This is a genomic window from Bacillus sp. BS3(2021) (assembly GCF_021043345.1).
Taxonomy (GTDB): Bacteria; Bacillota; Bacilli; order Bacillales; family Bacillaceae; genus Bacillus; species Bacillus paralicheniformis.
Genome location: NZ_JAJNDM010000001.1, coordinates 555,782 through 580,386 on the forward strand (window position 1 = coordinate 555,782; position 24,605 = coordinate 580,386).

Annotated in this window: 18 protein-coding genes; 13 read left to right on the forward strand and 5 right to left on the reverse strand. The window is 43.9% G+C overall.

Annotated features, from left to right (window positions below; genetic code table 11):
* Window positions 1–235 precede the first annotated feature (235 nt).
* Window positions 236–1,609, forward strand: coding sequence for a sugar porter family MFS transporter (locus LQ247_RS02710; RefSeq protein WP_020453166.1), 1,374 nt, complete (start codon window positions 236–238; stop codon window positions 1,607–1,609).
* A gap of 56 nt (window positions 1,610–1,665) precedes the next feature.
* Here LQ247_RS02710 and LQ247_RS02715 read toward each other — a convergent pair whose 3' ends face one another.
* Window positions 1,666–1,803 (reverse strand): hypothetical protein, encoded by a 138-nt coding sequence (locus LQ247_RS02715; RefSeq protein WP_023857161.1) that lies wholly within the window; start codon window positions 1,801–1,803, stop codon window positions 1,666–1,668.
* A gap of 141 nt (window positions 1,804–1,944) precedes the next feature.
* On the opposite strand from LQ247_RS02715, the gene LQ247_RS02720 reads away from it, so the two are divergent.
* Window positions 1,945–3,078: a zinc-dependent alcohol dehydrogenase gene (locus LQ247_RS02720; protein ID WP_023857162.1), complete on the forward strand. Its 1,134-nt coding sequence runs from the start codon at window positions 1,945–1,947 to the stop codon at window positions 3,076–3,078.
* A 42-nt stretch (window positions 3,079–3,120) separates the two neighbouring features.
* Here the strand turns inward: LQ247_RS02720 and kduD are convergent, their stop codons facing one another.
* Both kduD and kduI read right to left on the reverse strand, forming a co-directional pair.
* Window positions 3,121–3,885 (reverse strand): 2-dehydro-3-deoxy-D-gluconate 5-dehydrogenase KduD, encoded by a 765-nt coding sequence (kduD, locus tag LQ247_RS02725; protein WP_143261122.1) that lies wholly within the window; start codon window positions 3,883–3,885, stop codon window positions 3,121–3,123.
* 15 nt (window positions 3,886–3,900) lie between these two features.
* Window positions 3,901–4,728: a 5-dehydro-4-deoxy-D-glucuronate isomerase gene (kduI, locus tag LQ247_RS02730; protein ID WP_020453163.1), complete on the reverse strand. Its 828-nt coding sequence runs from the start codon at window positions 4,726–4,728 to the stop codon at window positions 3,901–3,903.
* Between the two features lie 255 nt (window positions 4,729–4,983).
* Between kduI and LQ247_RS02735 the strand changes: the two genes are divergently transcribed.
* The 8 genes from LQ247_RS02735 (at window position 4,984) to LQ247_RS02770 (ending at window position 15,336) form a co-directional block, all read left to right on the forward strand.
* Window positions 4,984–6,000 carry a LacI family DNA-binding transcriptional regulator gene (locus LQ247_RS02735; RefSeq protein ID WP_144497846.1) on the forward strand — a complete coding sequence of 339 codons (1,017 nt, stop codon included), beginning with the start codon at window positions 4,984–4,986 and terminating at the stop codon, window positions 5,998–6,000.
* A gap of 102 nt (window positions 6,001–6,102) precedes the next feature.
* The gene (locus tag LQ247_RS02740; protein ID WP_231005533.1) at window positions 6,103–7,068 is read left to right on the forward strand and encodes a sugar kinase; all 966 of its coding nucleotides are present in this window, start codon (window positions 6,103–6,105) and stop codon (window positions 7,066–7,068) included.
* Between the two features lie 5 nt (window positions 7,069–7,073).
* Complete coding sequence (locus tag LQ247_RS02745) at window positions 7,074–7,688, forward strand: bifunctional 4-hydroxy-2-oxoglutarate aldolase/2-dehydro-3-deoxy-phosphogluconate aldolase (RefSeq protein ID WP_020453160.1); 615 nt, start codon at window positions 7,074–7,076, stop codon at window positions 7,686–7,688.
* An 85-nt stretch (window positions 7,689–7,773) separates the two neighbouring features.
* Complete coding sequence (gene kdgT / locus LQ247_RS02750; protein WP_231005661.1) at window positions 7,774–8,769, forward strand: 2-keto-3-deoxygluconate transporter; 996 nt, start codon at window positions 7,774–7,776, stop codon at window positions 8,767–8,769.
* A 161-nt stretch (window positions 8,770–8,930) separates the two neighbouring features.
* Window positions 8,931–10,799 carry an anaerobic ribonucleoside triphosphate reductase gene (locus LQ247_RS02755; protein WP_025810685.1) on the forward strand — a complete coding sequence of 623 codons (1,869 nt, stop codon included), beginning with the start codon at window positions 8,931–8,933 and terminating at the stop codon, window positions 10,797–10,799.
* Complete coding sequence (gene nrdG, locus LQ247_RS02760) at window positions 10,796–11,242, forward strand: anaerobic ribonucleoside-triphosphate reductase activating protein (RefSeq protein WP_020453157.1); 447 nt, start codon at window positions 10,796–10,798, stop codon at window positions 11,240–11,242. The genes LQ247_RS02755 and nrdG overlap by 4 nt, the downstream gene beginning before the upstream one ends.
* Before the next feature lie 375 nt (window positions 11,243–11,617).
* Window positions 11,618–12,568, forward strand: coding sequence for a mannose-6-phosphate isomerase, class I (gene manA / locus LQ247_RS02765; protein ID WP_023857168.1), 951 nt, complete (start codon window positions 11,618–11,620; stop codon window positions 12,566–12,568).
* 128 nt (window positions 12,569–12,696) lie between these two features.
* Window positions 12,697–15,336, forward strand: a complete 2,640-nt coding sequence (locus LQ247_RS02770; protein ID WP_231005535.1) for an N-acetylglucosaminidase — start codon at window positions 12,697–12,699, stop codon at window positions 15,334–15,336.
* 19 nt (window positions 15,337–15,355) lie between these two features.
* Here LQ247_RS02770 and LQ247_RS02775 read toward each other — a convergent pair whose 3' ends face one another.
* Together LQ247_RS02775 and LQ247_RS02780 are read right to left on the reverse strand one after the other, a co-directional pair.
* Window positions 15,356–16,519 carry a CDP-glycerol glycerophosphotransferase family protein gene (locus LQ247_RS02775; RefSeq protein ID WP_144497843.1) on the reverse strand — a complete coding sequence of 388 codons (1,164 nt, stop codon included), beginning with the start codon at window positions 16,517–16,519 and terminating at the stop codon, window positions 15,356–15,358.
* A 19-nt stretch (window positions 16,520–16,538) separates the two neighbouring features.
* Window positions 16,539–17,318 (reverse strand): WecB/TagA/CpsF family glycosyltransferase, encoded by a 780-nt coding sequence (locus tag LQ247_RS02780; protein WP_026580196.1) that lies wholly within the window; start codon window positions 17,316–17,318, stop codon window positions 16,539–16,541.
* A gap of 363 nt (window positions 17,319–17,681) precedes the next feature.
* Here LQ247_RS02780 and tagD point away from each other — a divergent pair, with 363 nt between their 5' ends.
* The 3 genes from tagD (at window position 17,682) to LQ247_RS02795 (ending at window position 24,502) form a co-directional block, all read left to right on the forward strand.
* Window positions 17,682–18,071, forward strand: a complete 390-nt coding sequence (gene tagD, locus LQ247_RS02785; RefSeq protein WP_011198365.1) for a glycerol-3-phosphate cytidylyltransferase — start codon at window positions 17,682–17,684, stop codon at window positions 18,069–18,071.
* Window positions 18,072–18,213: 142 nt separating this feature from the next.
* The gene (locus LQ247_RS02790; RefSeq protein ID WP_144497842.1) at window positions 18,214–20,334 is read left to right on the forward strand and encodes a CDP-glycerol glycerophosphotransferase family protein; all 2,121 of its coding nucleotides are present in this window, start codon (window positions 18,214–18,216) and stop codon (window positions 20,332–20,334) included.
* A 550-nt stretch (window positions 20,335–20,884) separates the two neighbouring features.
* A complete protein-coding gene (locus LQ247_RS02795) occupies window positions 20,885–24,502 on the forward strand; it encodes a CDP-glycerol glycerophosphotransferase family protein (protein ID WP_231005537.1) in 3,618 nt (1,205 codons plus the stop codon).
* Window positions 24,503–24,605: the final 103 nt, after the last annotated feature.

Below are 24,605 nucleotides of genomic sequence, written 5' to 3' on the forward strand. Positions count from 1 at the left end.
AAAAAATGGTTTCCCAATCTTGGATTTTACAAGATATTTGCTGTTTTGCATATGGGAATTCTCTGGAAATTCCGCGGGATCTGATCATTTTGCCGCCTTAAATAAGACGATGAAACAGATAAAATGTTTCATATTTTTAAATTCCTTTTAATGGTACTCCATGTTTCTTAGGTTTGAAGAAAGCGAGACAAGGTTAAAGATTATAAAAGACAAGCCTTGTTAGGAGGATATACTGATGAAGGGAAAAAGATCGAATGCCTGGCTTTATTTTTTTGGAGCCTTGGGCGGTGTGCTCTACGGTTATGATACGGGCGTCATTTCCGGGGCGATTTTATTTATGAAAGATGAGCTTGGGCTCAATGCCTTTACAGAAGGGCTGGTTGTCAGCGCAATTTTAATCGGGGCGATTTTCGGATCGGGTTTGTCCGGCAGGCTGACAGACCGCTTCGGGAGAAGAAGGGCGATTATGTCAGCGGCAGTGCTGTATTGCATTGGGGGGCTCGGAACGGCCCTGGCGCCAAGCACGGAATATATGGTGGTTTTCAGGATCGTGCTCGGCCTTGCGGTTGGCTGTTCAACGACCATTGTTCCTTTGTACCTTTCAGAGCTTGCGCCGAAGGAATCTAGGGGCGCGCTTTCTTCATTAAATCAGCTGATGATTACGATCGGGATTCTGGTCTCTTATTTGATCAATTATGCATTTAGTGATGCAGGTGCATGGCGCTGGATGCTGGGCTTGGCTCTTATTCCGTCAATCGGCCTTTTAATCGGTATCTTTTTCATGCCGGAAAGCCCACGCTGGCTCTTAACAAAAGGAAAAGAAGAGAAAGCGCGACGGGTTTTGTCCAAGATGAGGGGAGGAAAGCAGGTCGATCAGGAAATCAAAGAAATTAAGGAAGCGGAAAAGCAGGAGCAGGGGGGCTTGAAAGAGCTGCTGGAACCGTGGGTGCGCCCGGCGTTAATCGCAGGGGTCGGACTGGCGTTTCTCCAGCAATTTATCGGAACCAACACGATTATTTACTATGCCCCAAAAACGTTTACGAATGTCGGATTTGAAGATTCGGCGGCCATTTTGGGGACAGTCGGCATCGGTATGATCAATGTTCTGATGACGCTTGTGGCGATCCGCTTTATTGACAGGATTGGCCGGAAGCCGCTTTTATTATTTGGAAATGCCGGCATGGTCATCAGTTTAATCGTGCTTTCTTTCACCAATATCTTTTTTGGCAATACGACTGGTGCGGCATGGACGACTGTCATCTGTTTAGGTGTATTCATTGTCGTATTTGCCGTCAGCTGGGGACCGATCGTCTGGGTGGTGCTGCCTGAGCTGTTCCCCCTTCATGTCAGAGGGGTGGGAACCGGAGTATCGACTTTAATGCTTCATGCAGGGAACTTAATTGTGACATTAAGTTTTCCGGTCCTCATGGAAGCGATGGGCATCAGTTACCTGTTCCTGTGCTATGCGGCCATCGGAATCGCGGCCTTCCTGTTCGTTTTCTTTAAAGTAACAGAAACAAAAGGCAAAAGCCTTGAAGAAATCGAGCAGGATTTACGGGACAGGCACGGCGGAATCACGGGAACTGACACGCAGCCGGTTGAACGATAGGCAAAAGGATGGGCATGGCCCCATCCTTTTTTGTGTGAGGAGGCCAGCCAAGCCAATCATGGCTGATCTCTGTTTTCTCCGTCTTCTGGCTGCGAATCGTCATGGCGCGGCAGATTACCCGTTCTGATCGCCCGAAACACGAGAAAGAAAATAACGAAAACAACCAGCCCTCCGACTAGTATTTGCAGCAGCATCCCAACACCTCCGTTTTCTTCTATGTATGAATCATGACCGCTCTGCATGACGGTTAATGAAACGTTTGTTTAAAAAACTGAATAAGAACCCGGGTTTATCTCACACTAAAGTCAACTGAACGATAATGGGAGTGTGACGATTTGAAAGCTGTAACGTTTCAAGGGCCTCAGCATGTTAAAGTCAGCCAGGTGGAGGACGCCAAAATAGAAAGAAGCGATGATATCGTTGTCAGAATTACTTCTACGGCGATTTGCGGATCAGACCTCCATCTTTATCAAGGGAATTTTCCTCTTCCGAAAGGCTTCCAGCTCGGCCATGAACCGATGGGAATTGTAGAAGAAACAGGACCTGATGTAACAAAAGTGAAAAAAGGGGACCGGGTCGTCATCCCGTTTACCGTTGCATGCGGACATTGCTTTTATTGCGAAAACAAGCTGGAAAGCCAGTGTGATAATGCCAATCCCCATTATGATTCAGGCGGATATTTCGGCTACTCGGAAAAGTTCGGAAACCACCCTGGCGGACAGGCCGAATATTTAAAAGTGCCGTTTGGCAACTTCACGCCGTTTGTCATCCCTGAATCATGCGAGATGGAGGACGAGTCGCTCCTGTTTTTATCAGATGTCCTGCCAACCGCGTATTGGAGCGTGCTTCACGCTGGCGTTAAAAAGGGAGACACCGTCATTGTTCTCGGCTGCGGACCGGTCGGATTAATGGCGCAGAAGTTTGCCTGGATGGAAGGGGCGAAGCGGGTCATTGCAGTAGACTACTTGGACTACCGCCTAAGGCAGGCTGAAGCGTTAAACCGCGTCGAAGTATTTGACTTTACAAAATATCCTGACATGGGCGAGCATTTAAAGGAGATTACAAAAGGCGGGGCGGATGTCGTGATCGACTGCGTGGGGATGGACGGCAAAAAATCTCCGCTTGAGTACCTGGAGCAAAAACTGAAGCTTCAGGGCGGCACGCTCGGACCGATTCAAATTTCTACAAAGGCGGTCAGAAAGTGCGGGACCGTACAGATTACGGGGGTATATGGAAGCAATTATAATATGTTTCCGCTCGGCGCGTTCTTTTCCAGAAATGTTACACTGAAAATGGGGCAGGCCCCGGTTATCCATTTGATGCCTGAGATTTACAAGAAGATCGAAGAGAATCAATTTGATCCGAAGGAAATCATTACGCATCAGCTTCCGCTTGAAGAAGCCGGCCGCGCTTACCAATTGTTCAACGGCCATGAAGATGATTGCATTAAAGTGATTTTGAAGCCATAGCTATGATAAAGGCTGCCGAGCTACCGGCAGCCTTTGCGTGCATTATCTTGCCAGCCATCCGCCATCGACCGCCAGCACATGTCCATTCACATAATCGGATGCCGGCGCCGAAAGGAATACGGCGGCTCCGGCAATGTCATCCGGCTGACCCCAGCGCTCGGCCGGAATCCGTTTTAAGATTTCGGCATTGCGGTTTTGGTCCTCGCGGATCTGCTTTGTATTGTTCGTTGCGATATAGCCCGGCGCAATTGCATTGACCTGGACATTGTGCGCCGCCCATTCATTGGCAAAAGACTTCGTCAATCCGGCTACTGCATGCTTGCTTGCCGTATATGCAGGGACGAGAATGCCTCCTTGAAATGAGAGAAGCGAGGCAATATTGATGATTTTCCCCTGCTTTCGCTCAATCATCTGCCGGCCGACAGCCTGCGTCAGCAAAAATAAGCTGTTCAAATTGACATTGATCACCGCTTCCCAGTTCTCCCGGGAAAAATCAGCCGCTTTTTCTCTGCGGATCGTCCCGGCATTATTGACGAGAATATCAATCTGATGACGGTCAAGCACCTCTTTTGCAAAGGTTTCAACCTCGTCAAGGCTGCCCATATCAAGCTGATAAGACGTAAACGTTCTACCGGTTTCTTCGATCAGCCGCTTTGTTTCATCAAGCCCGCTCGTATGTGAAGTGCCGATGATATCCGCTCCCGCTTTTGCCAGCGCTTCGGCAATTCCTTTGCCGATTCCAGTTCCCGGGCCTGTGACAAGCGCGGTTTTGCCTTCAAGTGAAAAATACGATTCAAGATATCCCATCTCACGTTCACGCCCTTACCGTATGACATTCATCGGGACAGCATCCATGTCCTTAAATGTGTAGTTTTCTCCGGCCATCGCCCATATAAAGCAGTAGTTGGATGTGCCGGAGCCCGAGTGGACAGACCACGCCGGTGAAATGACTGCCTGTTCGTTGCCGACGACGAGGTGCCTTGTCTCCGTCGGTTCGCCCATGAAATGAAACACCTTTGCATCTTCAGCAAGGTCAAGATACAGATAAGCTTCCATCCGCCGGTCATGAACATGCGCCGGCATCGTGTTCCATGTGTTATTGGGTTCAAGAAATGTAATGCCCATCATCAGCTGGCAGCTTTGAATGCCGTCTGCATGAATCACTTTGTATAGATTGCGGACATTTGAAGAGGCTTCTTCTCCTAAATGATCGTATGGAAGCTCTGAAAGCGAAGCTTTTTGCACCGGATACTTTTGGTGTGCGGTCGCTGAGATGAAATAAAATTTGGCTCCGCCTTCATTCAAGCTTGAGAAAGAAACGTCTTTATTTCCCAGGCCGATATACAGAAAATCTTTGTGCTCCAGTACGTATTCTTCATCACCGACTTTGACCGCACCGGGTTTCCCGACATTTACAATTCCGATTTCGCGCCGTTCCAGAAAATAGTCCGTTTTTAAAAAATCGCCGGCATCGAGCGCGATGGATTCCTTCACTGGAACGGCCCCGCCGATCACGACTCTGTCTTCATGCGAATAAACCATGTTCAGTTTGTTTTCAACAAACAATGACTCTATTAAAAAATGCTCGCGAAGCTCTGCGGTTGTGAATCGTTTCGCTTGTTCAGGATGAACAGAATAACGATTTTCCATACCTTCTCCTCCTTGAATTGGACGTTTTTAGACTGACTTGAATGAAGGGGCCAAAGTTTTTGGTAACGGTTTCAAACATGAATTGTAAAGTAAATAATGGAAATCGTCAACAGTCTTTTCACTTTTTTCTGAATATTGTCAAGGTCAATCTTGAAATATTAAAAAAGACTCTTCCAAATTTTAAATGATGTGATATGCTGATGGTATAAAGTTTTTGAAATCGGTTTCAAATCATAAGGTCATAGGAGTACTTGAATGAGGGATAAGCAAACAGCGAAAGTAACCATCAACGAAGTAGCCGCACATGCAGGTGTATCAAAATCAACGGTTTCCCGTTATATCAACGGGAAGATTGATGCCATCTCACCGAAAAAGGTGAAAAGCATCAAAAAAGCGATCGAGGAGCTTAATTACCGCCCCAGTCAGATGGCACAGGGGCTGAAGGTGAAAAAAAGCAAGGTTATCGGATTTTTGGTCGCCGATATTACAAACCCGTTTTCAGTCGCCACCTTGAGAGGGGTGGAAGAGGTTTGCGATCAGTACGGGTACAGCATCATGGTCTGCAACACGGACAACAGTCCTGAAAAAGAACGGGAGATGCTGCACAAGCTGAACGCGCATTATATTGAAGGGCTGATTATTAATACGACGGGAAGAAATAACGATGTGCTCATGGATTTAATCAGCCAGGATGTGTCGATTGTGCTCGTTGACCGGAAAGTGCCCGGGCTCAAAATCGATGCAGTTACAACGAACAACCGCGAAGTGACAAGTCAAATCGTCAATCTCATGTATGACAAAGGCTATGCCCAGGTCGCTCTGTTTACCGAGCCGATTAAAGGGATCAGTCCAAGGGAGGAAAGGGTTTCCGCCTATACAGAAATCGCGCTTAAACGCAATGCCGGCGGCAATCCCCTTGTATATGAGGCAGATGTCAAAGACAAAGAATCTCTTTTACATTCCGTCAAAAGCTTTTTAGAAATGAAAGAAGGGAAAAAAGCCATTCTTGGAAACAACGGGCTTCTGATGCTGAAAATCATCAGCTGCCTTTATGAGCTTGGCATTTCGATTCCGGAAGACGTCGGAATTGCCGGATTTGATGATACGGAATGGTATAAATTGATCGGTCCGGGCATTACCACCATCGCCCAGCCGTCGCATGAAATGGGCAGAGCCGCCATGGAGCGGATCATCAAACGGATTGAAGGAGATGAAAGTGCACCGCAGACGATTCAGCTTGAGGCAGAGCTTGTTCTCAGACAGTCGCTGTAGAACTCGTCAAATGGAGACACTCATACACCCGACAATTTAGGGGAGAGTGTTTTTCTGCAACTTTTTTTGAAACCGGTACCATTTCGAAAGGAGAGTGAAATCATGTCGCTTGATGTGATGACATTCGGAGAATCGATGGCTATGTTTTACGCAAATGAAACAGGCCGACTGCATGAGGCTTCTTCGTTTTCCAAGGCTCTTGCCGGAGCGGAAACAAACGTTGCCGTCGGACTGTCGCGCCTGGGCTTTCGAGTCGGCTGGATGAGCAAGGTCGGCGCCGATTCGCTTGGAACTTTTATTTTAAATGAATTGAAAAAAGAAGGCGTCGACATCTCTGAAGTCAAACGCAGTGCAGACCGGCAGACAGGCATCCTGCTCAAGTCAAAGGTTGAAAGCGGGGACCCTGATGTCACGTATTACCGCAGAGGATCAGCCGCAAGCACGATGAGCATTGATGACTACCCGGCAGAGTATTTCAAAGAAGCCAAACATATGCATGTGACAGGCATACCTCCTGCCCTTTCAAGGGAAATGCGGGGCTTCGCCCGCCACGCCGTTCACCAGATGAAAAAAGATGGAAAGACGATTTCGTTTGACCCGAATCTCCGCTTCCAGCTTTGGCCGGACCAGCAGACAATGGTTCACACGATTCATGAGATCGCCGCGCAAGCAGACTGGTTTCTGCCTGGGATCAATGAAGGAAAACTCCTGACAGGCTGCAATTCTCCCGAGGATATCGCTAAATATTATGTGATGCAGGGGGTCAAGGTCATTGTCATCAAGCTTGGAAAAGAGGGGGCTTATTACCGGACACCGGACAAAGAGGGTTATGTGCCGGGTTATCAGGTGGAAAAGGTTGTTGATACCGTTGGCGCTGGTGACGGTTTTGCCGTCGGCATGATCAGCGGTCTATTAGACGGATTGCCGCTTGAAGAAGCAGTTCAGAGGGCAAATGCGATCGGAGCTCTGGCCGTCATGGCTCCGGGTGATATGGACGGTCTGCCGTCAAGGGATCAATTGAAAGCTTTTATGGCCGCAGAGGCAAACAACCAAAAAACAGGAGGTTGACCGTAATGGAAATGTCTATGATCGGAAAAGTGCAGGAGCAGCTGGCCGAGGCCGGGCTGATCGCGGTCGTCCGCGCAGGCGATAAGGAAGCTGCTGAGGAAAGCATTCACAGATTGATCGACAAAGGAATTACTGCGATTGAAATCACATATACGACGCCGGGAGCGTCTGAGCTGATTGAAAAATTTGCAGGAAAAGACGGCCTCCTTGTCGGAGCCGGAACGGTGGTTGAAAGCGAACAGGCGAGGGAAGCCGCGGCAGCGGGGGCAAAATTCATCGTCAGTCCGGGTTTTTCGGAAAAATTGGCTGAGGAAGCCGCCTCATTGCATACATTTTTTATTCCCGGCGTATTAACACCGAGCGAAATTATGGAAGCGGTCTCAAAGGGTTTTCGGGTTCTTAAGCTGTTTCCAGGGGGGACTTCCGGGATTCCTTACATGAAAAACCTCGCGGGCCCCTTTCCGAAGGTTCGTTTCATACCAACCGGGGGGATCCATCCGGGCGATGTGGAGAAATGGCTCGATGCCGGAGCATTGGCAGTTGGAGTGGGAAGCCAGCTGAACAAAGTGTCAGAAGCGGATATCCAGCGTATCTTTCAGCGTCGGATTCGGCAGAATTAAAGCGTGCGCAGCGTGAAAAGACTTCAGATTTTGCAAGATCGACAGCTTTGCTTTTTCATTAATTTCTAGAATGGGAGAAAAAATGATGAAAATTAAAGCAACGATTGAACGTGTGCCGGGCGGCATGATGATCATTCCGCTCTTTCTGGGCGCAACGCTGAATACGTTTGCTCCGGGAACCGCGGAGTTTTTCGGCGGATTTACAGGCGCCCTGATTACCGGAACGCTGCCGATTTTAGGAGTATTTATCTTTTGCGTTGGTGCAACAATAGATTTTCGTTCTTCAGGATATATTGCGAGGAAGGGACTGACACTTCTGATCGGCAAAGTCGGCATTGCCGCATTATTGGGTTTGATCGCAGCGCAGTTCATTCCAGATGAAGGCATTCAAAGCGGGTTTTTTGCCGGACTGTCAGTGCTTGCTATTGTAGCCGTTATGAATGAAACGAACGGCGGTCTGTATTTGGCGTTAATGAACCATATGGGAAGAAAGGAAGACGCCGGTGCTTTCGCCTTTATCAGCACAGAATCGGGCCCGTTTATGACGATGGTCACTTTCGGTGTGACAGGGCTCGCGGCATTTCCCTGGGAGACGCTGGCTGCAACCGTCATCCCGTTTTTACTCGGCTGCATTCTCGGAAACCTTGACCCTGAATTGCATGATTTGTTCGGAAAAGTCGTACCGGCGATCATTCCGTTCTTCGCATTTTCACTGGGAAACACGCTCGATTTTAAAATGTTAATCCAATCCGGCCTTTTAGGTATTGTTGTCGGCGTATCAGTCGTCGTTCTCTCGGGTGCTTCTCTATACCTGCTGGACCGCTTTGTCGCAAGAGGAGACGGCGTCGCGGGCGTCGCGGCATCGTCAACGGCCGGGGCTGCGGTAGCCGTGCCGTATGCGCTTGCCGATGCAAACCCCGTGTTTGCGCCGGTGGCTGATTCAGCGACCGCGATCATCGCGACAAGCGTCATTGTCACCTCGCTTCTGACGCCGCTTGCAACCGTCTGGATCGAAAAACGGACAAAACAAAGAAAACCTCCGAAACAAATGACGATCGATTACAAGTCATTTCGCCGCTGACGCACCGGGACATTTTGTCCGGGGCGTTTTTTTTTTATGACCGTTTTGAAATAACGTCACCAAATTGCTAAATTTAACGGGTATCATTTGTGCTAATATCAATATATAGTGTCTCGTGAAAGTTCGGGCACTATATATGCTACTTTTTAGGAGAGATTAGGATGACAACAGGCTTTAAAGAACAGGGATTATTGCAATTGACAGAAACATTTCATGATATCGTCGGGTATGGAGATCACGATATTATGCAGGAAAATGCCAACGTAGACGGCCGCTCTCCGATGGGGCAAATGAGCCGGTTTGCATCCGAGAGTTCCAGACATTATGCGCTCCAGTACTTAATGTCGCCGGAAATCAAGAAAGCAGTCGATGACAACTTGATATATCCGCACGATTTAGACTATATGCCGAGCGGGACAACGACTTGCTGCCAGATCCCTTTGGGCCGGCTGTTAAAAGGCGGATTCCATACAGGCCACGGCTCCCTCAGGGAACCGAAGGACATTATGAGCGCATTGTCACTCGCATCCATCATTTTTCAATCGAATCAAAATATGCAGCACGGCGGCCAGTCATTTCCGATGTTCGATTACGACCTGGCGCCTTACGTCCGCAAAACGTACGAAAAGCATCTGGTGAAAATCAAACAATACCCGACAACTTTGACAGAAGAAGAGATAAGGGAAAGAGCGTGGGAAGAAACGGACAACACAACTTACCAAGCGTGCGAAGCCTTTATACATAATGCCAACAGCATGCATTCGCGGGGCGGCGGACAGGTTCCGTTTGTTTCAATTAATTACGGCACGGATACGTCAAGGGAAGGCCGCCTTTTGATCAAAAATATTCTGAAGGCGACAAAAGCAGGTCTCGGCAAGGGGGAGACGCCGATTTTTCCGATTCAGATCTTCAAAATGAAAGAAGGCGTCAACGTCGATCAAACAGACCCTAACTATGACTTGTACCGGCTTGCATTGGAAACGAGCGCTGAAAGGCTGTTTCCGAACTTTAGCTTTATCGATTCGCCCGTGAATAAACCTTTTTATGACGGAACACCGGAAAGCGAAATCGCTTATATGGGATGCAGAACGCGCGTCATGGCCAATATTCATGGGAAAGAAAACAGCATCGGCAGAGGGAATTTGTCATTCACCTCGATCAACATTGTCAAAATAGCGCTGCTCAGCGAAAACGTTGAACAGTTTTTTGCTTTGCTGAACCGCTACATGGAATTAACGATTCAACAGCTGCTTGAACGGTACGCCTTTCAATGCAAAAAAAGAGCAAAAGACTTTAAGTTCCTGTATTCGCAAGGCATCTGGCATGAAAGCGAGAAGCTTGATCCTGAGGACACGCTCGAGGATGTGCTAAAGCACGGAACATTGAGCATCGGATTTATCGGACTGGCTGAAGCTTTGACTGCATTGACAGGAAAACATCACGGAGAAAGCGAGGAGTCGTTTGAACTCGGCAAAAAAATCGTTCAGTCGATGAGAGATAAGGCCGATGAAGCCACAGAAAAACACAAGCTGAACTTTTCTTTGATCGCCACACCGGCAGAAGGACTTTCAGGGAAATTTGTCAAAAAAGATAAATTGGAGTTCGGTTCGATCCACAATGTCACAGACCGGATCTACTATACGAACTCGTTTCACATCCCTGTTCACTATAAGCTGACTGCGGTTGAAAAGATCAGAAAAGAAGCGCCGTTCCATTTGATGTGCAATGGCGGGCATATCAGCTACATTGAGCTGGACGGAGACCCGAAAAAAAACATTAAAGCGATGGACATGATTGTAACCGCCATGCGCCGGTCAGGCATGGGCTACGCCTCGATCAACCATCCTGTCGACCACTGCAAGGCGTGCGGATTTACCGGAATCATCGATAACGAGTGCCCGCAGTGCAAAAATCGAGATGAGGCTTTGATTGAACGGATCAGACGGATTACGGGATATTTAGTCGGAGATATGTCAAAGTGGAATTCGGCGAAAAGACAAGAAGAAAAGGACAGAGTGAAGCACCTATGAAAGTGATGAATATTATCCATGACAGCATAGTAGACGGAGAAGGACTGAGAACAGTCGTGTTTTTAGCGGGCTGCCCGCATATGTGTGAAGGCTGCCATAATAAACAAAGCTGGAATATCAATAACGGATTTGATATGAGTGTAGACGAAGTATTTGAGGAAATTATGAAAAACCCGCTTACAAACGTCACCTATTCAGGAGGAGAGCCGCTTTTGCACGCGGGCGAACTGATCGAACTGTCTGAGAGAATTAAGCAGCAATCCGAAAAAGACATCTGGCTTTACAGCGGCTATACGTACGAACAAATCTTGAAAAATGAAAAGCACAGCGCTTTGCTGGCCTATTGCGATGTCCTGGTAGACGGCCCGTTCGAAATCAAAAAAAGGGACTTGACGCTCCTTTACAGAGGAAGCTCAAATCAGCGCATTATCGAGCTGGCATAATCTGAAACAGAAGCCTCCGGGGCTTCTGTTTCAGCATGTCGAGAAACCCTCGCATTCGTTGTCAGGCCTGCGCGTCGGTGCTCACGAATTCCAACATTCGCTCCGCTCCGATGCTCGGCCTTCCTAGACTGCAAGGGTTTTCAATCACGCTGAAAGGATGACAAAATCCCAAAACAAAAAGCCGTTTTGGGATTTTGTCAACAATCTAAAACAGAAGCCTCTGGGGCTTCTGTTTTTCCTTTCCGGCATTGACTTCTATCGAGATAACGTCATAATAAATATGAAAAGGTTTATATTTTATCATACATGTCTATCAATAAAAGAAAGCGTTTTATTTACATAAGACAATCGTGAATTAAGGGAGGAGATGGCTTCATGACTCAATCACCGATATTTCTGCAGCCTGAGTTTAAAGAGAGGATCTGGGGGGGAGCGGCTTTGCGCGAGACATTCGGCTATGACATTCCCTCTGATTTGACAGGTGAATGCTGGGCCATTTCCGCCCATCCAAACGGGCCGAACCTCGTTGCTTCGGGTCCTTACAAAGGAAAAACGCTTGCCGAGCTTTGGGACGAGCACCGCGAATTGTTCGGCGGTGCAGAGGGAGACCGTTTCCCGCTGTTAACGAAAATACTTGATGCCAATCAAGACCTTTCCGTTCAAGTCCACCCCGATGACTATTATGCGGGCGAACACGAAAACGGGGAACTCGGTAAGACGGAATGCTGGTATATCATCGATTGCAAAGAAGGTGCCGAGATCGTTTACGGCCATACGGCGAGAACGCGGACAGAGCTGGTCACCATGATCAACAGCGGTGATTGGGACAACCTGTTAAGGCGGATCAAAATCAAGCCGGGCGATTTTTATTATGTGCCAAGCGGCACGATTCACGCTCTTTGCGAAGGGACGGTCGTTTTGGAGACACAGCAGAGCTCTGATACGACGTACAGGGTATACGATTATGACCGGACCGATCAAAATGGAGAAAAGCGCGAGCTTCACCTGACACAGGCGATCAATGTCACAACAGTACCGCACGTTGACAGCTATGTTGACGAATCGACAGAAACTCAAAAAGGGATTACCATTAAGACTTTTGTAGAAGCCGAATACTTCTCCGTATATAAATGGGAGATCGACGGTGCCGCTGAGCTGACGCAGGATGCCCCTTTCCTGTTATGCAGTGTGATTGAAGGAGAAGGAAAGCTCACTCAGGGCGGAGAATTATTTCCGATCAGCAAAGGAGCAAATTTTATCCTGCCGGCGGAAACGAATGACTTTACGATAGAAGGAACATGCGAATTAATCGTGTCTCACATATAAAAAGCTTAACGGTCTTCAAAAGAAGGCCGTTAAGCTTTTTTATTGTGAAAAAATAGTCCGGCTCGCCGATAAAAAGAGAAAGCAAGTTTTTGAAATTAGGAGGTTTATAGTCGAGGGGAGTAGAGAATGTGAAAAACATTAGAAAAACCGTTATTTTTGCTGCAATCATTTTGCTCATACATACGGCAGTCCCGGCAATCCCTGCTTTAGCAGCATATACCGATACTTCCGTCTACAAAATCGAAACAACAAAAGAGTTTAATAGCGAAAGCGAGGCGCTCAAAGCAGCCGAACAACTGAAAAAGGACACGGGATGGAAAGCCGAGGTCAAACCTTCAGGGAAAAACGGCACAACTTACGTTTTGACAACAGGGGGGATAGAAGGGGAGAGCAGAGCAAAAAATCTGCTTTTGCAGTTTGAAAAAGAAACCGGTTTGAAGGCGTCCTATGGTCCGATTGGACAGAAAGAACCGTTTTCCAAAGCGGTATCAAAGGAATTTGCCGGTGAAGCAAAAGCCAAGGAATGGGCGCTCCAATTTGAAAAAGAAACGGGGCTGAAAGCAACCTATACACTTGCAGGGAACAGGGAAGCATACGTGAAGGTTGCCGCCGGAGGAATCGAAGGCGAAGACAACACGAAAGCCATCCTCGATCGTTTTCAAAAAGCGACCGGCCTCAAAGCGTCGTACGCACCATACGGAGCGGGACAAGCGATCGTCAGGCTTTATTCAGGAGAAATCGCAGATGAGAGCAAAGCGAAAAGCCTGCTTGTCCAATTTGAAAAAGAAACCGCTCTTAAAGGAACGATAGAAACAGTAAAGAAACAACAGCCCAGATATAAAATTGTGACAGGTGCGATACAAGGCGAAACAAACGCAAAAAATCTGCTGAAGCAGTTTGAAAAAGAGCTCAAGGTCAAAGGGGCATATGAAGCCGCCGGTCAGCCGGCGCAGCTTTACAATGTGAAATCGGGATATTTTAATGACGAAAAGACCGCGAAAAATGCCGCCGGCCAAATTAAAAAGAATACCGGTCTCACCTCAAGCACGGAAAAGGTAAAAGGCACGCGTTTCTGGATCGTCAGCATGAAAAGCGTAGACAGCCAAAACCTTAAAAAAGTCGACGCCTTTTTTAAAAAGAAAACGTGGCGTTATACTGCTGCAAAGGCAGGGAGAAAGCAGACATCTTTCAGAATCGTTTCCGTCCCGGTTTCAGATCAAAAGAAAGCAAACGACGGCATCCGGTTTTTTAAAAACAAAAACATTCAGGCTTCCGCCCAAAACGCCGGCGGTACGACCGTCAATCGCTTCCGGATCGCGTCCGGCGAAACAGCCGTTCAAGCGCGAATCAATAAAGGGCTGGAATTCTTCAAGAAAAACGGTGCAGCGGGAACGTCCGGACCGACGGGAAAAAAAGTGTACAGCCATTATCAGCTGACAACGGAGTCCGTATACGAACAGGACAAAGTGACGAAGGCGCTCAATTTCTTTAAAGAAACAGGCATTCACGCAGAGGCCGTCAAGACCGGCCAGTATTACAGCCGGTACAAACTGAGTTCGGAAGCTCTGATCGGCTCGGAGAAATTACAGCATGCGCTTGAATTTTTCAGCAAGCGGAGTATACCGGGCAAGATTGAACAAACGGGTGAGTACGGCTACAGGCAGTACCGGGTGACGGCAGGTCAGGTCACAAGCAAAGCAGATCTCGACAAGGGACTGAATGTCTTTAAAAAGAACAAAGTCAGCGCAACTTACCAAACAAAGACGGTCAGCCTGTTTCATATCTCAATCAATGAACTATTTACAGGGAAAGACCGTGCGGATGCTGCCGCCAATCGGATTAAAACGAATTACGGCTGGCCGGTGAATGTCATCAAAGTGAAAAACGGCCCGCAAATCACAACGACTGACTACGGAATCACGCTCAGCCAGATGGTCGACAAACAGATGAAAGTCAGCCCGCAAACGGATGCGCCGGCTTATGTTTCATTAAGCTACATCAATACGGCGAACCAAACCGTTACGGCTGATCTGCTGAATATCAGGTCAAGCCCCCTTGTGACAAGCGGGAACATCATTGGACAGCTGCAAAAAGGGGATAAAGTCAATATCATCTCCCAGGAAAACGGCTGGGCAAAAATCAGAATGAATTGGCGTAATGCCAGCAGAGAAGAAGTCGAAAAATATGTCAACCCGCAAAACTTTACACAAGACAGCTCGGCATACTTCCAATTTTTAAAACTCTCGCAAACGGCTGGCTTGAATGCCGCCGAAGTCAATGCGAAAATCCTTTATAATAAAGGGATTTTGACAGGCAAAGGCCAAGCGTTCATCGACGCGGCAAGAGCATACAGCATCAATGAACTGTACCTCATTTCGCACTCGCTCCTTGAGACGGGCAACGGAACTTCCGAGTTGGCAAAAGGAACGATGTTCAACGGCAAAAAGGTTTACAATATGTACGGCGTCGGGGCTTACGACAGCAATCCGCTTTACTACGGTGCAAAATACGCCTATGAACAAGGGTGGTTCACACCTGAGGCAGCCATTATGGGCGGAGCCAAATTCATCGGTGAAAAATACATTCACCACCCGACTTACAAACAGGATACCCTCTATAAAATGAGATGGTCTCCGAACGCCCTTCACCAATATGCGACAGATGTCGGCTGGGCTTATAAGCAGGTGGGGAGAATGTACAGTCTTTATACATTGCTCGATCAATATACGCTGTACTATGATGTGCCGGTTTATCGGTCATCATCATAAAAAGACCGGCCATGTTCCATTAGGAACCGGCCGGCCTTTTTTCATTTGCTGTCATATGCTCGCTTAAAAAGTTCAACAGGCGCATGCTGGCATCGCCTGTTGAATATTGATGCCATTCTTGTGCAAACCTCTTGATCTCTTCCTTTGTGATGGACATTTTTTTGATTTCTTTCAGCAGCATGTCGCTGTCCATGCAGGCTTTGCCGGGAATCACTGCTTCAAAATCATCGATCAGTCCGCGCTTTTCATTATATTCTGCCATATCATACGTGAAAAACAAAATCGGTTTATTTAACAAAGCGTACTCAAAGGCGACTGACGAATAATCGGAAATCAGAATGTCGCATTCCATCAGCAGATCCTTTAGCGGAACGTCTGATACATCTTTGATCAGCCCTTCATGTTCTTCAAAAGTAACCTGTTCCCGCACGGCCGGATGCAGTTTGACCAAAAGCAGAAATTCTCCCTTCAGTTCCCCGGAGAGCTGCTCCTTAGAGAAAGGGAGGCGAACGGACGTCAAACAATAGTCCCTGTATGTCGGCGTATATAGAATAACCTTTTGGTCTGGACGGTCCGCTGTTTGTTTTCCGGCATGAAAATATTCATCAGTTAACGGAACACCCGTCCGCAAAAAACGGTCATCTTCCACGCCGAATGACCGCTTGAAAATCTCCGCCATTTTCTCCGAACCGACGGCGATGTAATCAAATGAACGATACACCTTTTTAAACCGCTTGATATCGCCAGTGGATCGATATCGGTTTCCGATATCTTCGAGTCCGAACTTTTTCAAAGCGCCGGACGCATGCCAAATTTGAATGCACGTCGTCTGAGGGCGTGCATTCAATACGCTTGTCAGCAGAAAATAATTATCCGTTAACACGAATTTTGACTTAAACATCCGGTATACGGCCTTTATGAGATGAATCGGATTTTTCTCGTTGATCACTTGCGATCGAACGGAAGGATATTCATCTGCAAGGGAAACGGCGTGCCTTGTATAAAGGACTTCCATTTCAAACGGCCGGCTGCTGCTGACATACTCATCCAGCAGCGCGCGCGCATTATCCGGAAAGGAAACGAGCAACACAGCTCTGTCGCGTGCTTTTATCCTTTTGAAAATAAAGCCGGTCAAAGCGAGACCGGCCGAGTAAAACATAACCAATAAAGAACGTATATTCATTCGTTACCCAGACTCTTTTCTACAAATCGATTTTGGATTGCTCTTTGATCTGCTCCGGATAGTAGTGCCGCTGTTTTTGAACTCTTTCCTCTTTCAGAACGGAAAGGACATATTTCGGGATGTTCAGCATCCGCTTCCACCTCGTCGGATTGGTCAGCAGACGGTACATCCATTCAAGATTCAGCTTGATGAACATTTTCGGTGCTCTTTTCACTTTTCCGCTGAACACGTCGAAGCTCCCACCGATGCCGATCGCAATCGCTTGAGGAAATAAATGCTTATGTTCATAAATAAACTTTTCCTGATGCGGATATCCGAGAGCCACAAAAACCATGTCGGGCTTGGCTGCCGCGATTTGCTTGGCAACTTTGCCTTTGTCTTTGACATAGCCGTGTGAGTACCCGGCCAGCTCAATTCCGGGATACTCGGTTGAAAGCCGATCGGCAACCGCTTGAATAACCTCTTGTTTGGCCCCGTATAAAAAGACTCTTTTCTTTTTGCGGTCAGCCAGGCTCAAGAGGTTGATAAATACATCGTACCCCGCGATCCTCGATTTTAATCTGCTGTTGATCAGCCTTGACGTCAGGACGATGCCGATTCCGTCCGGCAGGATAAAGTCAGCAGATGAAACCGTTTGATAATAATCCTTGTCTTTTGCAGCCGCGTACCCGATCTCAGGGTTTACCGTTGCGATAAATGCCCCCTCATTACGGTCGATAAAGGATTCTTCAAGATGATTCAAAAATCCGGGCAAATCCCCGTTAACATATGCAAGATGATGAACCGTTTCCGTTTGCAGCATAGTTTTTTTCCTCCTTCCGGTTAAGAAGTGTAAGTATATACGAATGTATGAAAGTCGAAGTTTAAGAGACCAGCCCAAAAATTCAGGAGGTCTAACGTATATTTTAGCATAGATCATTCATAAAAGCTTAACAATATCTTTACATTAGATTAAGATTTTTTACGTCTTATTCAGAAAGGGCTCGATTTTTTTAAATAAAATTTGGAATTTCATTTACCGTAAACAATACTTAACGTTTGATAGGCGATGTGCTATAATGAATGATCAGTAAAGACCTGTGAAATGAATGTAACTTATCGAGTGTTTTTGATATATCAATATAGCTTTTCGCCTTAAGATTAGAAAGGAGAGCGCATGACAATGAAGAAAGTCATCACATATGGAACGTTTGATTTATTGCATTGGGGACATATCAAGTTATTGGAACGGGCAAAACAATTGGGGGATTATCTCGTCGTCGCGATTTCGACTGACGAATTCAATCTTCAAAAGCAGAAAAAAGCTTATCACAGCTATGAGCACCGTAAGCTCATTCTAGAAACGATCCGCTACGTAGACGAAGTTATCCCGGAAAAAAACTGGGATCAAAAGGTACAAGATGTGATCGACCATGACATCGATGTGTTTGTCATGGGGGATGACTGGGAAGGAAAATTCGACTTCCTGAAGGATTACTGCGAGGTTGTTTACCTTCCGAGAACCGAAGGGATTTCCACGACGAAGATTAAAGAGGAAATCGCGAACCTGTAATGCCGGATCAGCTTAATAAAAGTTCAAAAAGTACTTCTTAAAAATCATAAGAAGTGCTTTTTGTTTCGTTTACGAGTCATTTTAATATAATAAGTATGAACAGCTTTGCTTTTGAATAAAAAAAGAGGAGTAGACTGATCTTATGGATAGTGCAATTCCGATAGAATTTCAGCTGCGGGAAATAAAAATTAACGATGCTTGCCTCTATTTTGCGTTCGAAAGTTCTGTCTCTCTTGATCATGTCGGTGTTTTGGCAGTTAACCGCAATTCGAAAAAAGAGATGCGTGTAACTTGTAACAAAATAAGCGATTCAAAGCAGCTGAAAGCAGCGGAGATATCTTTAGATGATCTATTTAATCTGGTGATAGATGAAACGGTCATCGATTTTTATGTGATATATGAAAATGATGAAAAAAATCAATGTAAAAAGAGGATTTACACAGCCTCAAAACCGATAGAGCTGTCTTGGCATCAGGATCGAGCCAATCAGTTCATTTATTTGCCATATACGACCCGTAAAGGCCATTTCGCTCTTGATGTTCTACGAAGAAAAGCAGTGGCGGAGGCGGACGGCATTAAGTTAAGCTCCGAAGGAAAACTCATGATCGAAGGCTATACTTTTCTGCTAGATGCGGAAGAACGTTCGATGATAAAAAGCAAAAGGCTGATTTTAAAGGAAATTAGTCAAAAAGATGAGGAAAGGGTTTTTGATTTTCCTTTAAAAGACGTTCAGCGCGGTGATTCAGGTCACGCCGTTGGATTCGAGGCGGAAATTGATTTGAAAAAGCTTTATGAAGAGAACAGGATGCCTGCTTTCTTTCAATTTTTTATAGAATACGTAGGTGAAGATGCTGTAACAGGGGAGGAAATCGTTATAAAAAGCAGGGCATTCAGGCTTAGAGATGATATAGACCGTTTTTCAATTATTGACACAAAAAAAGGACCGGCCCGTTTCCACATCTATCCGCAGAAACGAAAAAGGAGCATGCGCCTAAGAATGAACGACTATACGATCAAAACCCGTGCGGTTTATTTTACCAAAGGAAAAAGTAAAAGGCTGGTGTCAGTCATTCGCAAAGGCAAGAATAAAGTAAAGAAAAAGATTTCGGGCATGGTGAAAAGAGCATATTATTTTACTTTTGGACTGGCCGGCAAACTGCCTGTTAAAAAGAAAACTGTCATTTTTGAAAGCTTTGCCGGCAAGCAGTACAGCTGCAATCCGAGAGCCATTTACGAATATATGAAGGAACATCATCCTGAATACAACTTAATATGGAGTGTAAATCCGAGTTATACAGAGATTTTCGAAGAAAAAAACGTTCCTTATATTCACCGATTCACCCTGAAGTGGCTGTTTGCCATGGCAAGAGCGGAGTATTGGGTTGTAAACAGCCGGCTTCCTTTATGGATTCCCAAACCAAAGCATACGACATATGTGCAGACATGGCACGGGACTCCGCTAAAAAGGCTTGCCGTCGATATGGAAGAAGTGCACATGCCGGGCACCAACACTGAGAAGTACAAGCAAAATTTCACTAAAGAAGCATCGAAGTGGGACTATTTAATATCCCCAAATCGCTATTCAACCGAAATCTTTGCCCGCGCTTTTCAATTTAACAAAACAATGATTGAATCCGGCTACCCGAGGAATGACTTTCTGTATACAGACAACCGCCCAGAAACGATGAAGGCCATTAAGAGAAAAATAAATATCCCCGAAGATAAAAAGGTCATCTTATATGCACCGACATGGCGGGACGATCAGTTCTATAAAAAAGGAAAATACAAATTTGACCTTGATTTGAATTTGGATAAGCTGAGAGAGGAGATCGGCGATAATTACGTCATCGTTTTAAGAATGCACTATTTAGTCGCGGAAAATTTTGACCTTTCGCCATACAAAGGATTTGCATATGACTTCTCATCATACGAAGATATTCGTGAACTTTATATGGTATCTGATTTATTAATAACAGATTACTCTTCAGTATTCTTTGATTTCGCAAATCTGAAACGGCCGATGATTTTCTTTGTTCCAGACATCGAAACTTATCGTGACAAGCTGCGCGGCTTTTATTTTGACTTTGAACAAGAAGCACCGGGTCCGTTAGTCAAAACGACCGAAGAAGTAATTGAGAAAATTAAGGAAACAGAGACATCTGACTATCGTCTGCCTGACATTTTTGAGCCTTTTTATGAAAAGTTTTGTTACCTGGAGACGGGAAATTCTTCGGAAAAAGTTGTGAAAACAGTATTCGAATAAATACAAAAAAAGCCATTGCATTCTGTAATGGCTTTTTTGTAAAATATCCTCTGATAACAATAAAGAAAGAAGGCGAAGTTTTCAGAGGACAAAAAATACTCTCTAGGAGAGTAAAAATTTTTCCAGGTAAAATGTTACAAAAATAGGATTCCTAATTCCCTAAATGGTCTTAACTTTTAAACAAACTTATGCTATTATAATTTTTATCATAAAAATAATCAACAGTCAAAGATTTAATATAGTGTTTGGAGATGTTGTGAAATCAACAGATGCTGTAAAGCAAAAACAGGTTTAATATTTTTTGCGGGAATGTTAAAATTTCAGTGGTAATTAGTTTGGAATGGTAACATTATTTTTAGAAGTGATGTATGTTACTTCTTTTTTTCTTGCCATTAACAATCACTCGGAAAATCTGATTTTTCATAATATGAAAATGTTCCGAAATACAAATAATGGTTTTGAGGAAATTGAACAAATAGACTAAATTACAAATAAAAACTTCTTATAATAAAAGAATACGTATGAAATCCTGAAGGAGACAAGAAAAATAATGAACAAAAAAGTTTTGAAAAGAAAAGTAAAATTTATTAAAGACCCTATTGAGAACTATCTCAAAAAAGGAAATCATAGAAGAAACAATAAATACGCTAAATTTTATAAAAAGTTGGATGTTGTGGATAACACAATCTTGTATGAAAGCCGTGACGGGAATAGTATCACTGACAGTCCTTTTGCAATATTTGACTATTTGATAAAAAATCCAGAATTCAAACATTATAGGCATATTTGGACTATTGCAGATTTTGAAACGCTTGAGCCGGTTATCTCCAAGTATAAAGATATGCCGAATGTTGAGTTTGTTAAAAGAAATTCAGATAAATACCTGGAATACTTGGCTACTGCAAAGTATCTAATCAATAACTCTACATTACAGTCATTTTTTATATGCAAAGAAGAACAAGTATATATAAACACGTGGCATGGAACGCCGTTAAAAAGCATGGGATTTGATATTCCCGGAAATCCAGCCCATTCACAAAACGTACTTAGAAACTTTATAAGTGCAGATTACCTTCTGAGTCCAAATAAACATACTACCAATATGTTTGTGAACAGCTATAAGTTAGAAGGGCTGTACAGCGGCGAGATTATTGAAGAAGGTTATCCAAGGATCGATTTCACTCTTAACACCAACCCTGAAGAGTTTAAAAATTATTTAAAAGATTTAAGTGTGCGGATCGCAAATGAAAAGCAAACGATCTTATACGCTCCAACATGGAAAGGGAATAGTGTATCAAAAGTAAAAAACGACGTTTTCCAAATTATTTCTGATATGAATTATTTAGAGGAGAAAATCGGCAGTGAATATAATGTGTTAATTAAAGTTCACCCGTTTTTATATAGTGAGGCTTCCAAAGTTTCAGAGCTGAAAGGAAAACTGATACCTGACTTTATTGACACTAACCAGTTGTTAAGCGCTGTTGACATATTAATAACTGACTATTCAAGTATATTTTTTGATTTTCTTGTCACTGATCGGCCAATTTTGTTTTATATGTGGGATGCGGATGACTACAATAAGCAACGAGGGAAATATATTGAGAATGAAGATCTTCCGGGTCCGGTCCTATACAATGTGAGGGAATTAGTCGAATCGATTGGTAATATTGATAAAGTGAAATCAGAATTTGAAACAAATTATAAAAAGAATAAAGTGAAATTTACAAATCACGACGACGGAAATGTTACTAAAAGAGTAGTTGAGAAAATCTTTAAAAACAAGGGACAATTGAATGTAATAAGAGATCTGGATAAAAAGAAAGAAAAGATCTTGATCTATCCGGGGGGAATGAAAAATAACGGCATTACTTCTTCCTTTCTTAATCTAATGAATAATATTGACTTTGATAAATATGATGTAAGCTGTTTTATGAAAACTCCGCACTCAAGAGAGGTTCTAAACAATATCAACAAAGTGAATAAAAATGTCAGGTTTATATTTAAGCCTGGTTTACCAGTTTATACGCTGTATGATGTATATAAAGATAAGCTGGTACACAATAGGGGAGCTAACGGGAAACTTGAAAAGAAGTTATTCCCGGAGGATGCATATTTAAGAGAACATAAAAGGCTTTTTGGAAAATCTAAATTTGATTATGTAATTGATTTCAGCGGTTACAGCTTATACTGGGCCAAGTATTTAGTTTGTGCTGATGCAAAAAAGAAGATTTGCTACATGCACAATGACCTTTTGTCAGATAGTGAAAGATTAGTTAATGGACGTCGCCCGCACAAAATCAATCTAAGAGGATTATTCTCTATTTATAATAAATTTGATAAGCTGGTAAGTGTTTCAAAGGGAACGATGGAGTTAAACAAAAAGAATCTTTCTATTTATGCTGATGAGGATAAATTTGATTATATAATGAACTCCATTAATCCTGGAAAAATTCTCGGGATCGATCATTTAAAAGAAAAGGACACTGAGAATTCAGCAATCGCTGAACAAAATCCTGATGAAATCATACCCATTAAAAGTTTTAAAGCAAGGGCAAAGATTGTAAATGGTGAAGACTTCTCCATTATCAATTCACTGTATGATAAGGCGAACCAAAAATTAACACCGGCTAAGGAATTTGAAAATAAAGAGGTCGCCATAATACGAGAAGCGCATACGCATGATGGAAACGTATTTTATAAATTTACTATAAATGACAGTATTATTGGGTGGCTGAACCAAGAGGCTTTTGAATTATTGCCAGACAGTATTTTACTGGAAAAGAAAGTGAATAGATTGGCAGTCATTCAACACCCTAATGGAAACGATATCTGGAATAAACCTTATAAAACATTAGACGTAGAAAAAGTATCTTCCAGCAAACAATATAAAGGGATTATCGTCGAGGTAGATAAAGAAGTCAGAACTCAGCATTCTTTCTACAGCAGAATATATATTAATGATGTATTAATAGGATGGATTGATAACTCAGCATTGAGAATTGTAAAAGAGTATGAACCGCATCCAGAGGATACAGAAAAACAATCTGCGATAAACAAAGAAAAGGCCAAAATTAAGCGTAAAAATTATGAAGAACACTCAAAGATTATCCAAGGGCTGGAGAACAGAACATTAGAAGAAATAAAGCTGAATTTATTCGCGACTATTACAAATGGCGAAAATTATACAATCTGGACCAAAGCCTATCCTAATAACGGGTGTAAAGAAATATCCACTGCTGAAGAATTTAACGATACCATTGTTATTATCAAAAAAAGCCATAAGACAAAAGAAGGTGAGTACTACCGATTCTTTGCAGATGGAAAAGCAATTGGGTGGTTGGACTCCAAAGCCTTTAATATTATAGAAGAGCCTATCATTGCAAGAAGCAGAGAAGTGGAATACAGTGCGATTGTGAACTTAAGCGAAACTGATTTCATTTACAATAAACCTTTCGCTTTACCTGGATGCACACCTATAGAAGACTATCAAAAATTTAATGAAAAAGAAGTGGAAATTGTTGAAGAAGCTCTTACACAAGAAGGCACTTATTGCAAAGCAGTCTTAAATAATGAAGTGTTGGGATGGATAGGACGCAAAGCTTTAAATGTAATTGAGCCTCCTGGAATAAAAGTAGGTAAGACTTTCATTCCTTATCCATCTGAATGTAACTACAACTTTGTTAATATGGGCAGACTTTCTCCTGAAAAAGGGCAGGATAATCTAATAAAAGCTTTCCATACACATATTCAGAGTTATCCTGATAGCAGGCTTTATATTTTAGGGGACGGCCCTTTAAGGAAAGATCTCCAAAAAATAGTGGACAGTTTAGAACTTCAAGATCACGTCTATCTGTTAGGACAACTGGAAAATCCGTTTGATTTCATGAAAATGTGCAACTGTTTTGTATTGTCTTCCCATTATGAAGGGCAACCAATGGTATTATTAGAGGCCATGACTTTAGGAATGAGAATATTGGCAACTGACATTATTGCCAATAGAACAGTTTTAGAAAACGGCAGATACGGAACCTTAGTAGATGATAGTATAGCTGGACTTGAAAATGGTTTAAAAACAGTACGAACAGAGATTAATACAGTTATGCAAGCCTTTGATTATAATGAATATAATAAAAAAGCTATGGATACTTTCTACAAAGTTTTGAACTAACAGAAAATGTTGAGGCAAATGCCTCAACATTTGCTTTTTAGTATCACTGAATCAGTGAAGTGGTTCGGGAATTTGGAGCTTTTATGAGGTTTGAATTGGCCCC